The sequence below is a fragment of the Paenibacillus sp. BR1-192 genome, from assembly GCF_029542445.1.
Classification (GTDB): domain Bacteria; phylum Bacillota; class Bacilli; order Paenibacillales; family Paenibacillaceae; genus Paenibacillus_AQ; species Paenibacillus_AQ lautus_A.
Genome location: NZ_CP120718.1, coordinates 4541938 through 4556658 on the forward strand (window position 1 = coordinate 4541938; position 14721 = coordinate 4556658).

Genomic DNA, 14721 nt, shown 5'->3' on the forward strand with positions numbered 1-14721 from the left:
TTTATCCATCGTCGGTCTGTTCCGGACGAATTAACCCAAGTCGGGTGTGTCGACAAGTTCGATGCTTGCCGTTTCGGTATGATGCAACTCAAATACCAAGATTTCATTCCGTCCCTGCTTCAGCAGCGGTCCAGGCAGATACAGCGCTGCTTGCGGCCCTTGCTCCCAGTAGCGTCCCAGATTGAAGCCATTGACCCAGACGACCCCTTTTCCCCATCCGTCTAAGCGGATAAACGTATCGCCAATGTCATCCACCAAGAATTCGCCGCGATAGTAGGTAGGTCGGTCTTGCTGTTCAAAAGGTCCCTCCAGCGGTTGAAACGGTGCCGCATTCGGATGGTCAAGCGGTAAGGGATAGATGCTCCAGTCATACAGGAACTGGTTGTTCATTCGGACTCCCTCCGTGATTCCTTTATAATCCTTCAGCCTCGGGCCGTAATTGATGCGTCCCATATTCTCGACCACGATCTCCAGCTTGGCGCCGGCTGCCGGAACATCGATTGGCAGGGCTTTGGGATCCCAACGTTCCACCGTCCCTTGATACTTTCCGTCCAGGAATACCTGAGCGCGGTCATGCACCTCTTGCAGATGCAGGGACTCCCCTTGACGCGGCCCGGAAATATGCGTTGCGTATACCGTGAAGCCATAGCTTTGGCCCAGCCGTTCCATCGGTACGGGTGCCGTGCGTTTCTGCTCCTCGGAAAGTGCAGGCAGATGCTCCAGCAGGTCGGCATAGTGCGTCATGCTTACCGAGCCATAGCTTATCTTCTTGACAGGCTGCGGAAGACTTGGCAAATCGGAGAGCTCTTTCCCCTGATGCTGCGCGATCGCGCTTCGAATGGCTTCGAACTTGGCCGTCACGTCCCCGCACTCCGAGAGAGGGGCATCATAATCGTAGCTGGTTAGCGTCGGTTCATACTTTTCGTGAAAATTCGCCCCGTTATAGAATCCGAAATTCGTTCCGCCATGAAACATATAGAAGTTCACGGATGCATTCAAGTCCAGCATTTCCTTGAACACGGCAGCAGCATCTTCCGCGTCCCGGGTATGGTGTGGCTTCAGCCAATGATCAAACCAACCGTTCCAGTATTCCATGCACATCAGAGGATCTTCCGGACGGTACTCCCGCAGTTTATCAAACGCCTCCTTCGTTCTTGATCCGAAATTGACCGTGGCAAGCACGCCGGGAACGGTTCCGCCCTGCAGCATTCCGTCCGTGGGGCCATCCGAAGTGAACAGCAGCACGTCCACGCCCCGCTTGATCAAGCCATCCTTCAAATACTCCAGATATGCCGTATCATTTCCGTAACTCCCGTACTCGTTCTCGATTTGCATCGCAATCACGGGACCACCCTTGGAGGTCAGTAACGGAACCAATCGCGGAATCAGCTCATCATAATATTGGTCGACCTTCTCCAGATAAACCGGGTCCATGCATCGAAGCTGAATATCCGGATATTGCAGCAGCCAGGATGGAAGTCCTCCAAATTCCCATTCTGCGCAGATGTAAGGGCTCGGCCGAAGGATGACATGCAGCCCGAGATCGCCGGCGATACGGACGAACCTTTCCAGGTCGGCAATGCCATCAAACACAAAGTGTCCTTCCTTCGGTTCATGCAAATTCCACGGAATATAGGTTTCCACCGTGTTCAATCCGCAGCTTCTCAGCTTCATCAGCCGATCTTCCCAATATTCCGGAACCACCCGAAAATAATGGACGGCACCCGACAAAATCTGAATCGGTTCATCCCCCAGCACGAATTGTTGGTTAACCGCTTTCAATTGAGCTTTCATAGCTTGTTTCCTCCTTACACGTTTCATTTGCTTTCTATTGCCATCATCTATCAAAATCCCATGCTGCTCAATCTCCAAATGGGGCATTCTTTATACCTTTTGTGCCGAATCATCGTTATGATACAATATAAGGCATCATTACCGGCGTTTTCGATGCCCAAAAGGAGCCAGCTGTCATGGATATCGCTTTTCGCTTTCCCAATATGATTCAAACGCTGCAGGTAACCGGATGCCATTTTGATTCCCAGCCGCCAGGCTGGAGCTATCCGAGGCATCACCATCACCTGTTCGAGCTGCTATACTGTCTGGAAGGCGAAGTCCTGCAGGAAATTCATCGGGATTCCATTCAGCTCCGCGAAGGGGAATGGCTTCTGATCAAATCCGGAGTGCCCCATCAAACCTCGAATGCATCCAACAAGCAGTATGGGTACTTCAATGTTCATTTCGATCTGGATGATGCAGAAATTCGAAGCTCATTATCCGCTGCCCCTTACCGACATATTCGCCAGCACGAAAGCGAGCGCAGCAAACTGGCTGCCTACGTTCAAGAGCTGGAGGGAATCGTCCGGCGCAGCCAGCCGGCAGCCCATTCGGTCCGTCCGGAGAACCAGCCGAGCGATTACAATCTTACTTTTGAGGACAGGCTTCTGCTCCAGTCCTACACCCTGCTCATCATCCATGATGTGCTCTCTCTCTTGAAGAGGCAGGATGCGCTGAAGCCGCCCCGCGCTTTATCTGCGGCAGCAGGCACCCCTAAACCATCCTCCCTGCTTGCAGCGGATGCGGCTCATGCCATCGAAGCGAAGCTGTCGTCGGGATTGACCGAAGAGATATCGGTCATGGCTGTGTCCCAAGAGCTTAATTTAAGCCGAAGCCAATGCTCCAAGTTATTCCGCCAAGTGTACGGGATCTCGCCAAGACAATATATCAGCCGCCAGAAGCTCAGTCTGGCCAAAGAGCTGCTGGTCACGACCCATCTGCCGATGAACGCAATCGCCGACAAACTCGGTTTTCGCTCAGCCAGCCATTTTTCCAGGCAATTCCGCCGCTGGACCGGGCAGTCGCCGACCGAATACCGGCCCAGGCACTAAGCCATGAAAAGCATAAAAGAACCTCCAATATCGAGTACCAGAACAATAGCCATCCCTTTGAGGATGGCTATTGTTCTGTATTGGCTGAACTTCATCTAATCATATGGCATCATGATCGGATATTGTAAAATCCAAGTATTTTTAGTTAGTTACTTGACATTCAATAGTTAAATTGAGTATGATACAACCTATAGTTCTCAGCTATATTTAAGTTAGTTGATAACATTTCAAACCAAAAAGACAAGGAGTGGTCTATTTCATGGGTAGTTATTCTTCTGCAGGCACTTTCATTATTCGGGTGATTCTGGGGGTCATCTTTATGGCTCACGGTTTGGATAAATTCCAGAGCGGCATCGGGAATATCGAAGGATTCTTCGCAAGTCTGGGAATCCCTGCTTTTATGGCTACCGTTGTAGCCATTATCGAAATCGTGGGCGGAATTGCGCTGATTATCGGTTTGGGAACGAGAATCGCTTCTCTGGTTCTTGGGGTCGTGCTTGTCGTGGCGATTTTTCAGGCGAAGCTGGGCATGGGTTTCCTGGGTGGCTATGAACTGGATATCGCGCTGCTGGCCATGGCCCTACATCTTATTCTTAGCGGCAGCAGCCTGCTCTCGGTTGATTCGCTGTTCAGCAAGAAGAACAAAGCCTAACGCGGACAAGAGCATCCTCAAGATTGTCGGAGCGTCGATCCCATGAAAAAGAGCTGTGCGCAGATCCATTCCGAAAGGAATGCGACTGGTACAGCTCTTTTCTAGTGATCTCATGACAAGATGCTGCCTCCCGCTTCCGCCGCTGAAGCCGGCTTCCGCTGCAGCCTCAGGATTGTGAACGACAGCCCTGCGGATATGGCAATACAGATTGCCCCTGCAATGTAAACCATGCGAATGCCGAGCGTATCCGCGATAAGACCAATAACGGCAATCGATACACTTGTTACCGTGGATAATAAGATATCCCGAGAAGCATATATTTTCGGCAGCATCTCCTGATCCACACTGGATTGGAGAGCGGTTTGCTGCGCCACATCCCTCAGCTGATAGGCCGGCCCCATCGCAATACATAGGATTAGAGCCACAACCGGGATACTGTTCAGGCCGTACCACAAAGTAAGCAGACTGAATACTGCGGAACCCGCAGCCATGCAGGGTATCAAATTTTTCTGGATGAAGGAAGACAGCAGCAGCATCAGCAAACCGCCAAGAATGGCGCCGGCGTAATAACTGGCATTAATAAATCCCCACCAGGCCTCGCCTTGATGCAGCACTTCCTTTACGTATACCAGCGTGATCGCTCCCACCCAGATGGTTCCGGCTATCCCCTCAACCATATCCATGATCGTGACGATTCTTAGCGTAGGAATTCTCCACAGATAGAACCAGCCTTCACGGATTACTTCCCAGCTTGGTTTCCCTCGTCCGGCTGCAGCAGGAGCTTTCGACTGCATGGATCGAGCCGCAATCCAAAAACACAATACGGATAGCCAGATGAGCGTACAGCTCATGATTAATGTCGGCATATGTCCGTAGCGTATGACCAGAAACCCCGTAAACGTATATCCCGCAATCTGCAAGGATTGGCTGGTCACGGATAACGAGCTGTTGGCCTTTACCAACCGGTCAGGAGCAACCATTCTTGTTACCATGGATTGGATCAGCGGGTTCCCCCATCCTTCGGTAAACGCTATGAATAATATGAAGATACACAATATCGCGACCTGGGATGATATGTACGGGAACAAGACTACCAGCGTGGTCAACAGCAGGGCTTTCAGAACTTGAAGCCTCAACAGCAGCTTGGAGAAGCCGAATTTCTCCATGACGAGCGGAGCCGTAAAGCCGGCGGCAAACCGCGCCACTGCGTTAAACAGCGGGAACAACGCAGCAATAAAAGCCGAACCGGATTCCTGATACATAAAGGTAGTCAGCACCATGATATAGACAACGCCTGCCAGCGAAATGCTCGAGTTCGCGGTCCAGTAATATAAAAAGCCTCCTTCTTTCATGTCACACCCTATCCTAACGTGCCGATCTTTTTTTATTAGTCATAACATAGCTTATAAGTTTCTGTAAAGCTAATGAACCTTTCCCGTTCTAAAAAAGCCTGCTCCCATGATCCATCCATGAGAACAGGCCTTTGACTATGCGTTATTTTCTATGAAGCACTAACGGTGATCGACCAACGGTCTTGCCCCGGGCACGGGCAGCGCTTGTCTTTCAGCTTCGCGGCAATCTGTACGATGCATCCGCACAGCGTACACGTGGTGCCCCCTTGCAGTTTAGGGCATGAGAAGCACGCACGAAGACGGGCATCATATTCGTCATCCGGCACGCACCGGTCCGATGAGAACATCGGGGAGGACAGCACGCGCGTGATCTGCTCATCGCTGACCCGGTAATCGTCATGACAACCTTTACACCGATTATCCGCCATGACCTTCGTTTATTCCGCCGTGATCTCGAGAACGGTAACGGACATCGGTGCCAGCTTCGCACGCAGTACGTCGCCTTCCTGTTCAAATGCAGTGAATGCAGCCGGCTTGAGAACCTCCGGCGATTCAAAGGTATTATGAGCGTCCAGCGAATCGGCGGCAAGCTGCCGGCCTACGATTTGCTTCACCGCACCGCTTAATCCCCGAAGCCGGATCTTCACGTCGCTCTGCTCCGCGTGACTAACATTACACAGGCTTACATGGATTTTGCCGGCTTCATCCCTCGAGGCCGTCACGGATACTTGCGGGATCTTCTCGCCATTCATCTCATAATCGGCCCCGCTGTGATGGGTAGCCAAACGTTCGGCATCCTGATGCACTTTGTACATATCAAACACATGATAGGTCGGGGTAAGGATCATCTTTTCGCCTTCGGTCAAGATGACGGACTGCAGGACGTTGACGATCTGCGCGATGTTTGCCATCACCACCCGATCGTTATGCTCGTGGAAAATATTCAGCGTCAAACCCGCCACCAGGGCATCACGGATCGTATTCTGTTGGTACAGGAAGCCAGGGTTCGTGCCGGGCTCGACATCAAACCAGGTGCCCCACTCATCCACGATGAGACCAATTCGCTTATTAGGATCATACTGATCCATAATCGCCGAATGTCTCGTGATCAATTCATCCATATGGAGTGCTTTCTTCATGGTAATGAACCATTCCTGTTCGCTGAATCCGGTGGCAGGTCCTTTGCCTGTCCAGAATTCGCCCGGAACCGTGTAATAATGAAGGCTTATGGCATCCATGTACGGATGCGCTTCCCTCATGACGGTTTCCATCCAGCGGTAATCGTCCACATTCGGGCCGCAGGCAATTTTGTAGATCTTGTTCTCGCCATAGTTGCGGACGTAAGTCTGATAGCGTCTGTACAAGTCCGCATAATATTCCGGCCGCATATTGCCCCCGCAGCCCCAGTTCTCGTTCCCGACTCCAAAATATTTCACGTTCCACGGCTTCTCGCGGCCATTCTCCTGACGCCATGCGGCCATCGGCGACACGCCGTCAAATGTCATGTATTCAACCCATTCCGACATCTCCTGAACGGTACCGCTGCCGACATTGCCCGATATGTAGGGTTCGCAGCCCAAAAGCTCGCAGAGACGGAGGAATTCATGCGTGCCGAAATGGTTGTTCTCCACAACGCCGCCCCAGTGCGTATTGACCATCTGTTTCCGATTCTCCCGCGGCCCGACGCCATCTTTCCAATGGTATTCGTCGGCAAAGCAACCGCCCGGCCAGCGCAAAACAGGTATATTCAGCTGTCTCAACGCATCCAGCACGTCATTGCGGATCCCTTCCGTATTGGGTATCGGCGAATCCTCGCCCACCCAGATTCCTTCATAAATGCAGCGGCCCAGATGCTCGGAGAAATGTCCATAAATATTGCGATTGATTTTGCCTTTGGATACGTCCGAATGAATGGTAATAACCTGACTCATGACTTTTTCCGCTCCTCGCTATTATTTTATAGATATTTATATGAAACAGTTTATAAATCTTTAAAACAATGATATCGATCAATTCCGATTCCGTCAACCAATAATTTAAACGCTTTCACTCTATGGCCTTATTTTTTGCCAAAAAAAAGACCAGCCCACAGCCGATCTTTCGATCCAGCTTTGAGCCAGTCCTCTTTAACGCGCGGCCCGATTTAAAAACTCGCGGGTCCGCTCCATCTTCGGCTGGTTAAATATTTGATCCGGCGTTCCGGCTTCGACTACTTGTCCGTGATCCATGAAGATGATCCGGTCCGCCACTTCCTTGGCAAAACTCATCTCATGCGTCACGATCACCATTGTCATGTGCTCCTCGGCCAGCTGCTTGATGACGGTCAGCACCTCGCCGGTCAGCTCGGGATCCAGCGCCGATGTCGGTTCATCAAACAGCATGATGTCCGGATTCATCATGAGCGCCCGAGCAATGGCCACGCGCTGCTTCTGACCGCCCGACAGATTTCCGGGGTATACATCCGCTTTATCGGACAAACCGACCTTTTGCAAAAGTGCGGTGCCGTTCGTTCTAACTTCTTCTTTGCTTTGTTTTTTGACATGTTTGGGCGCGAGGCCCAGATTCTCCTGTACCGTCAGATGCGGAAACAGGTTGAAGTGCTGAAATACCATGCCCATCCGGGACGTGATCGCTTTGATCTGCGGCGGACTGGAATACACGCCGTCCTTCACCAAATACTGATCCTGCACCTTGATCGATCCGCCGTTGATTTCCTCCAGATGCACCAGGCTGCGGAGCATGGTGCTCTTTCCCGAACCGGAAGGCCCGATGACGGCAATCACTTCATTCTTCTGAATCTCAAAGCTGACGTCCTTCAGCACGTTCAGCGAGCCGAAGGATTTTTTCATATGGGTTACTTCGATAATTGCCATTGCGCGACAGTCCTTCTATTCATATTTGAATCGGCGTTCCAGAAATTTAAACAGAAGCGTTAACACAAGCGTCATCAGCAGGTATATCACGCCCGCAATAACAAACGGCATAATCGTGACATCCCGATTGACCGCCGTATACGCGAAGTGAAGCAGCTCCGGAACTGCCACTGCATACAGCAGCGCTGTATCCTTCACCAGCGTAATGGATTCGTTGGATACCGCCGGCAGGGCTACGCGGAACATTTGGGGCAGAATTACTTTCGTGGTCGTCTGCCAGCGGTTCAGGCCTAGCACCTTAGACGCTTCATATTGCCCCTTGTCAATCGCCAAGAGTCCTCCGCGGAAGATTTCCGCAAAATAAGCGGCATAGTTCAGCACGAATGCCAAGCATGCGGCTACAAAACGATCCAAAACGAGATATTCTCCGATCACCGGCAGCACGGGCAGCCCGAAGCAAAAGAACAGCAGCTGCAGCAGCAGCGGGGTACCACGAAAAACATAAATATACGCATTGGCCAACCAAGCCAGCGGCTTGATTGCGCTTCGAACCATTAACGTAAACACAAACCCGAGCGGAATGGAGGCCAGAATGGAAATCAAGAACAACAGGATCGTGGTCTGTGCCCCCTCCAGCATCGGTTTGCCGATTTGAACGATGTAATCCATACTCATGTCTGCTTAACTCCTAATGGAAAAACTTCCGGAATGCTGAAGTTCTCCGATGATTTCATTGTACCGACCGATTGGAACAGAAAACCGGAGCCTTTGGTCAAAGTCCGGTTTCTTGGAATACCTATGGGAGGTTGGATGACCAACCTCTTGGGAATGCTTACTTCAACACTTTGTCTTCTCCGAACCACTTCTCGGAAATCTTGGCGGCCGTGCCGTCGGCATTCATTTCGTCCAAGGCTTTCTGGAGGCTTTCCAGCAGTTCCTCATTGCCTTTCTTAACTCCGATCCCGTACTGCTCCGGTGCCAGGGACTCCTCCAAAATCTTGTACGTTCCTTCTTCCTTGGACATAAAGTATTTCATGACGACTTCATCTATGATCACAGCCTCAACGCGGCCGTTCTTCAAATCACTCAGAGCCAGCATGTTATCAGGAAATTCGTTGATTTTCTTCACCTGCGTGTGAATCTCGTTGGCACTTAACGCATCGGCAGCCGAGGATAGCGACTGCAAACCGACCTGTTTACCCGCCAAATCACTGATCGAAGCAATTTCGGAATCAGCCAGCACAGCAACAACCTGACTGTTCTCGAGATAAGGCTTGGTGAACAGCACTTTCTCCTTGCGCTCATCGGTGATGGTATATCCGTTCCAGATCAAGTCAATGCGGCCGCTGCTAAGCTCGGATTCCTTCGATTTCCAGTCAATTGGCTGGAACTTGACTTCCTTGCCCATTTTCTCGGCCGCTGCGCGGGCATAATCAATATCAAAGCCGACAATTTCATTGCTCTCGTCGCGGAATCCCATGGGCGCGAACTTGTCGTCAATTCCGACCACCAGCTCATTCCCCCCGCTTGCCGAGCTCGAACAGCCGACTACCGTTAATAAAAGCATGAAGCCTGCTAACACGGATGCTATCTTTTTCACCAGAAAATCCCCCTCGTAGACGTTAAGCGCAGTCATATTCTGGGATCTGCATCAATCCTCGTCCTATGCATAACTGCTTTTTCACTTTAATACATTATCAAGACTCCATGATAGCATATTAGCAGAGAAGAGTCGATAGTTTCATAGAATGGCCACTTTTCACCATTCGCATGAAATTTATGTATTTTCATCCTATTTTAAGGTTATTTTAAGGATGAGTTCAGTTTAGCGGGAAAGAATGATGGACTGTAAGACCAACAACATGAAAGGCGGTAAACAACAATGACAACCCACATGAAGTCAGTGAAGCGGCTGGTGCTGCTCGCCATCGCTTTAGTCATGGGCCTCGCTTATCTTCCCGTCTCGGTTTCGGCGGAACCGATCGGACAGCAATCGGAATCACCGGCTGTTCCTTCGTCCAAGGACGAACGCGGGCAACATAAACCCGGCCATATGTTCAAGGCCATCTCCGAGTTTCTGAAGCTGGAGCCGCAAGTTCTCCGGGATAAACTCAAAACCTCGACCCTCGCGGAAATAGCCAAAGAGCAAGGCGTATCGCGGGATGCCATGAAAGCCAAGATCATGGAGCTGCTGAAGGAGAAAATCGCTTCGCATCCAAAGCAGCTGGGCAAATCCATCGATTACTCCGCAGCGGCGGATAAACTGCTTGACGCCAAGGGCGGATGGCACAAGCAGCGGATGCATCAGCGGCACGGCCGGCTGATCTCGGATAGCGACGAGCTGGCCAAGCTGCTGAAGACAACGCCGGACCAACTCAAAGCATCGCTGCAATCCGGAAAATCGCTGGCCCAGATCGCGAAGGAGCAAGGCGTACCCGTCCAGTCCGTCATTGATCAGCAAGTCCAGGCACTCACGAAGCGCCTGGATCGGAAGCTGTCCGAGGGCAAGGTGACGAAGGAAGAATACGAAGAACGGAAATCCAAGATAGCCCCCTTCGTCAGCGACGTGGTCAACGGTAAAATCAAACCGATGAAACACCAGCACTACAGCAAAGATGCCGGTTAACGCTTGCCGTTAGCTTACAAACAAACTTAAGAGCCGCCCCTCGGTAGGATTAACCGAAATGGAGCGGCTCTTCATCAGTTCGCTTCTCTATTTTTCATGATAAATTAAGGTACATACTGTTGGATGATCTTCACGACGACGCCGTCTTCAACGGTAATATGAAAGGGAAACCATTTCATGTCCACGATATCATCCTTTTTGTAAATGTCCGCGAATTTGCTCAGGCTCACCGGCTGATTCCAGGAAATCTGGGCATCCTCATATCGTCCGGTATGGGCGTACAGCTGGAGCAGCACTTCTGCATCGTCCGCTACTGGAAGTTCGATATGCTCTTCCGTATCGTTCACGATATAATAGCCGTCGGGGGCCTCGGTCATCTCAGGGTCCTGCTCCCGTTCGCGGAACACCTGATTCGCCTCCTCTCCCTCATACCACTCGATAGGATCTACTAGAAGAAAGACCTTGCCGTCTTTGATCTCCAGTCCGTTTATGTAGGCAGCTTCCTGATTCGAAGCTTTCGGAACCGGCTCATAATTGTTGCCTGAGGCTACACCGACGGTTGTCATCATGATCAGGACAAGCAGCATCATTGCTCCCAATTTCCAAGCCGACTTCTTCATCTTCTCATCGCTCCCTCTTCATACTTCTATTGAAAGATCAGATTTATACTACTTTCTGCCTCGGAATCCGACTCAACAAACATTAATGGTCATTAACCCAATTCTTGGGATTTGAAACACCTATGTACTTGTCGTTCCTATTTCTTTCCTTCATTATACGAATCGCCGCCGTAAAAAGGATGTCATTTCGATGTAAATTCATTACAATATTTCAATTTTCGAAAGCGCTTCATATCGATTGGAGCGGTCCTGCATGATGCAGAATGCGAGAAAACAGCCAAACAAAAACAAGCCCGCCCCGCTGATTCCTCAGTCGATGGTCAGGCTTGTTCCTATAACCAGCTATTATTGATTGAATGCTTCGGTCAGAACCGGTACGATCTGCGATTTACGGGAAACCACGCCTTTAAGAAGCGCCTTGTTCTCCGACAGAGATACATTGTACGCTCTCTCCACGGCTTTGGACTCTTTACCGAGCGCCAGCGCGATGGAATCGTTGTTCAGGATGTCCGTCACCACGAAGACAAACAAGTCCAGGTTTTTGTCCGTAATAATCGATTGAATCGCATCCTCGAGTTCTGCTTGGCGGGACAATACATCATTCGTATCCACCGCGTTGACCTGGGCGATTTCGACTTTGGCACCGCCCATTTGGAATTCCTTGGCATCGAGGGAGATCAATTGAGCGATGGTTTTGTCGCTCAGATCGGCACCTGCCTTGAGCATGTCCAAACCATAGCTGTCGGCATCCACGCCGGCGATTTCAGCCAGCTCGCGAGCAGCAGCCACATCCTCGTCCGTGCAGGTTGGAGATTTGAACAAGAGGGAGTCCGAGATGATCGCGGACAGCATCAAGCCGGCAATTTCTTTGCGAACGGCTACGCCCTTCTCCTTATAAATCTTGTTCAGGATGGTAGCAGTGCAGCCGACAGGCTCCGCACGGTAGTACAGCGGATGGCTTGTCTCAAAATTAGCGATGCGGTGATGATCGATAACCTCGATTACGCGAACCTGATCAATGTCGCTGGCGCTTTGCTGACGCTCGTTATGGTCCACGAGAATAACGTCCTGCGCTTCGTTTGCAACCGTCTCAACGAGGCGAGGCGCCTCTACTTTGAAGAAATCGAGCGCGTACTGCGTTTCGCCGTTAACGTCGCCAAGACGCACGGGCTCGGCCGAAAGACCAAGCTGGTTCTTCAAGTCAGCATATGCAATAGCAGAGCAGATGGTGTCCGTATCCGGATTTTTGTGTCCAAAAATTAAAGTTTTAGCCATATTTAATGCCCCTCTCGCAACATGAATTTCATCGTTTATACCAATAAACAGATGATCACCTATCTGATTATAGCGTTAAATTCTACTTATTCCAATTCCTTTACAGAGATTATTTTCAGAGAGCGTTTATACCAATACAATCTCCGGTTCCGGAACGAACCCGAATTGGTTGTTGATCGACTCCGAAATCAGATTCATCAAGTACAGAATGTCCGTTGCCTTTGCATGCTTCTGGTTCAGAATCATGTTGCCGTGGTGCGGAGAAATGATGGCGCCTCCGTATTCGGTCCCCTTCATATTCAGCTGGTCCACGAGCGAGCCTACGGCTACCCCGTAATCGTAATTGTTCTTGAATACGGAACCGCAGGACGGATAGTCGAAATGACGCTTACTCGTCCGGTACTTGATGATGTCGAGCATCGACTGCGGCGTCTCGATTCCCCTTCCGGCCAAAGCATGGACCTCGCCCAGAAAGAACGAGAAAAAGGACGGCAGCGAGGACGGATGGCTGCCGCGGCTCTTCCACTCCGCGAGCAGCGCCGAAGTCAAATGGATCTGCTCCTCCGAGCTGACCGGTATGTTGAGATCGGCGCCTACGATGATCCATGGATGCTGCTGGAAGATGGATTGCTTGTATGCGAATAAACAGTCCCCCGCCGCAATGGACTGCACCTTCAGGCCCGGATCCATCGTATCGATATAATATACCGTATCCAGGATATCGCAGATTTGGCGCGCATTATATTTGGCGTTCATATAGATGCCGGCGCCTACGCAGCCCGGCAGCAAAAAAGTAAAGTCGAGCAAATCGGTTCCGCCCATTAACCCCATCAAGGAAAGCAGGGACATCGGCGTTCCGGATGAAACGTACCATTTGTCTCCCGAAGCCTGCAGCTCCACCAGGTTTTTCAGCGAGATAAAGACCAGATCGTGTTTCGGTTCGTCCGGGAACAGGATATTGGAGCCCATTCCGAAAATGTACCATGGCAACCCGCGTTTTTTGCAATCCTGCAAAAGTTCCGCCAGGTCGGCTGCCGTTTCAGGCATGGCCAGATAATTGGCTGAACCGCCGATCCCGTACGTCGAAAAGGCAGACAGCTCCACATTGCGCTTGCACAATCGGTCAATAGCAGATGTATGTAAAGTCATCGTAGACATGTCACTCCCTATTCTTCACATTAGGCACAACAACCCTTACTAAATGTGGGGATGTTACATCATTATGATGCAACTACTCGGATGGTGTCAATCTGGGGCGAAATCCTGGCCATATAGCAAAAAATCCCTGGATTACGGCTCGTAGACCGTAACCAGGGATTCGTTCATCATCAGATGATCCGTTACCAAGATTTATTCGAGGAAATCCTTGAGACGCTTGCTGCGGCTCGGATGACGCAATTTACGGAGCGCCTTCGCCTCGATCTGGCGGATGCGTTCGCGCGTTACGCCGAACACCTGCCCCACCTCTTCCAGCGTACGGGTCCGTCCGTCCTCGAGTCCAAAACGAAGCCGAAGCACGTTCTCTTCACGCTCGGTAAGCGTATCGAGCACTTCCTCCAGCTGTTCCTTCAGCAGCTCGAAAGCCGCCGCATCTGCGGGTGCCAACGCATCCTGATCCTCGATGAAATCGCCCAGGTTGGAGTCGCTTTCCTCTCCGACAGGCGTTTCCAGGGACACGGGTTCCTGGGATACCTTCTGGATCTCGCGCACTTTCTCCGGTGAGATGTCCATCTCCTTGCCGATTTCTTCCGGCGTCGGTTCGCGGCCCAGCTCCTGAAGGAGCTGTCTGGAGACACGCACAAGTTTATTGATCGTTTCCACCATATGCACCGGAATCCGGATGGTTCTGGCCTGGTCGGCGATCGAGCGGGTAATCGCCTGACGAATCCACCAAGTGGCATAGGTGCTGAACTTAAAGCCCTTGGAGTAGTCGAATTTCTCCACCGCTTTGATCAAGCCCATGTTGCCTTCCTGGATCAGATCAAGGAACTGCATTCCCCGACCGGCATAGCGTCTTGCTATACTAACAACGAGACGAAGATTCGCTTCGGCCAAACGGCGTTTCGCTTCCTCATCTCCCTCCTCTATACGTTTGGACAGTTCCACTTCTTCATCGGCTGAGAGGAGGGGAACACGACCGATTTCTTTCAGGTACATGCGAACTGGATCGCTAATCTTGATGCCTGGCGGAAGCGAGAGATCGTCGTGAACCGAAAAATCCTCTGTTGGAGAATTAGCCGATTTCTCTGTATCCGTAACCTCGCGTTCCAATGCAAAATCCGCACTCTGACGGTTCTCCATTCTATGCCCCCCTGTTGACAATCCCATATTTTCATGCTAATCTAGCATTAGATCATTATGACATTAAACCAATAGTTATTTATCCTTCATTCTAGCATATTTTATAGACTATATCAACTTCTAATATATTCTAGTCC

General features: G+C 50.8%; 13 protein-coding genes and 1 pseudogene. 3 read left to right on the forward strand and 11 right to left on the reverse strand.

The window, feature by feature from the left end:
- Positions 1-30: 30 nt before the first annotated feature.
- Complete coding sequence (locus P0X86_RS20215) at positions 31-1794, reverse strand: glycoside hydrolase family 35 protein (protein WP_277746313.1); 1764 nt, start codon at positions 1792-1794, stop codon at positions 31-33.
- A 176-nt stretch (positions 1795-1970) separates the two neighbouring features.
- Here P0X86_RS20215 and P0X86_RS20220 point away from each other — a divergent pair, with 176 nt between their 5' ends.
- Complete coding sequence (locus P0X86_RS20220; protein WP_213579122.1) at positions 1971-2885, forward strand: AraC family transcriptional regulator; 915 nt, start codon at positions 1971-1973, stop codon at positions 2883-2885.
- Positions 2886-3144: 259 nt separating this feature from the next.
- Complete coding sequence (locus P0X86_RS20225; RefSeq protein ID WP_096774383.1) at positions 3145-3537, forward strand: DoxX family protein; 393 nt, start codon at positions 3145-3147, stop codon at positions 3535-3537.
- A 110-nt stretch (positions 3538-3647) separates the two neighbouring features.
- Here the strand turns inward: P0X86_RS20225 and P0X86_RS20230 are convergent, their stop codons facing one another.
- The 6 genes from P0X86_RS20230 to P0X86_RS20255 form a co-directional block, all read right to left on the reverse strand.
- On the reverse strand, positions 3648-4889 hold the full coding sequence (locus P0X86_RS20230) for an MFS transporter (RefSeq protein ID WP_277746314.1): 1242 nt from the start codon (positions 4887-4889) through the stop codon (positions 3648-3650).
- Positions 4890-5038: 149 nt separating this feature from the next.
- Positions 5039-5317: a hypothetical protein gene (locus P0X86_RS20235; protein ID WP_096774385.1), complete on the reverse strand. Its 279-nt coding sequence runs from the start codon at positions 5315-5317 to the stop codon at positions 5039-5041.
- 9 nt (positions 5318-5326) lie between these two features.
- Positions 5327-6820 (reverse strand): alpha-N-arabinofuranosidase, encoded by a 1494-nt coding sequence (locus tag P0X86_RS20240; protein WP_277746315.1) that lies wholly within the window; start codon positions 6818-6820, stop codon positions 5327-5329.
- Positions 6821-7015: 195 nt separating this feature from the next.
- Positions 7016-7762 (reverse strand): amino acid ABC transporter ATP-binding protein, encoded by a 747-nt coding sequence (locus tag P0X86_RS20245; protein WP_277746316.1) that lies wholly within the window; start codon positions 7760-7762, stop codon positions 7016-7018.
- A 15-nt stretch (positions 7763-7777) separates the two neighbouring features.
- The gene (locus P0X86_RS20250) at positions 7778-8437 is read right to left on the reverse strand and encodes an amino acid ABC transporter permease (RefSeq protein ID WP_015736165.1); all 660 of its coding nucleotides are present in this window, start codon (positions 8435-8437) and stop codon (positions 7778-7780) included.
- Positions 8438-8594: 157 nt separating this feature from the next.
- Entirely contained in the window at positions 8595-9362 is a 768-nt protein-coding gene (locus tag P0X86_RS20255) for an amino acid ABC transporter substrate-binding protein (protein ID WP_277746317.1), read from the reverse strand.
- 282 nt (positions 9363-9644) lie between these two features.
- On the opposite strand from P0X86_RS20255, the gene P0X86_RS20260 reads away from it, so the two are divergent.
- Positions 9645-10388: a hypothetical protein gene (locus P0X86_RS20260; RefSeq protein WP_096774390.1), complete on the forward strand. Its 744-nt coding sequence runs from the start codon at positions 9645-9647 to the stop codon at positions 10386-10388.
- 104 nt (positions 10389-10492) lie between these two features.
- On the opposite strand, the gene P0X86_RS20265 is transcribed toward P0X86_RS20260, so the two are convergent.
- The 4 genes and pseudogenes from P0X86_RS20265 to rpoD all read right to left on the reverse strand — a co-directional run.
- Positions 10493-11008, reverse strand: a complete 516-nt coding sequence (locus P0X86_RS20265; protein ID WP_277746318.1) for a hypothetical protein — start codon at positions 11006-11008, stop codon at positions 10493-10495.
- A 345-nt stretch (positions 11009-11353) separates the two neighbouring features.
- A complete protein-coding gene (locus P0X86_RS20270) occupies positions 11354-12283 on the reverse strand; it encodes a manganese-dependent inorganic pyrophosphatase (protein WP_009593146.1) in 930 nt (309 codons plus the stop codon).
- Positions 12284-12409: 126 nt separating this feature from the next.
- Positions 12410-13432 (reverse strand): UDP-N-acetylmuramate dehydrogenase, encoded by a 1023-nt coding sequence (locus P0X86_RS20275; protein WP_277746319.1) that lies wholly within the window; start codon positions 13430-13432, stop codon positions 12410-12412.
- 201 nt (positions 13433-13633) lie between these two features.
- Positions 13634-14578, reverse strand: a pseudogene (rpoD, locus tag P0X86_RS20280) (RNA polymerase sigma factor RpoD); the annotation flags it as partial.
- Positions 14579-14721: the final 143 nt, after the last annotated feature.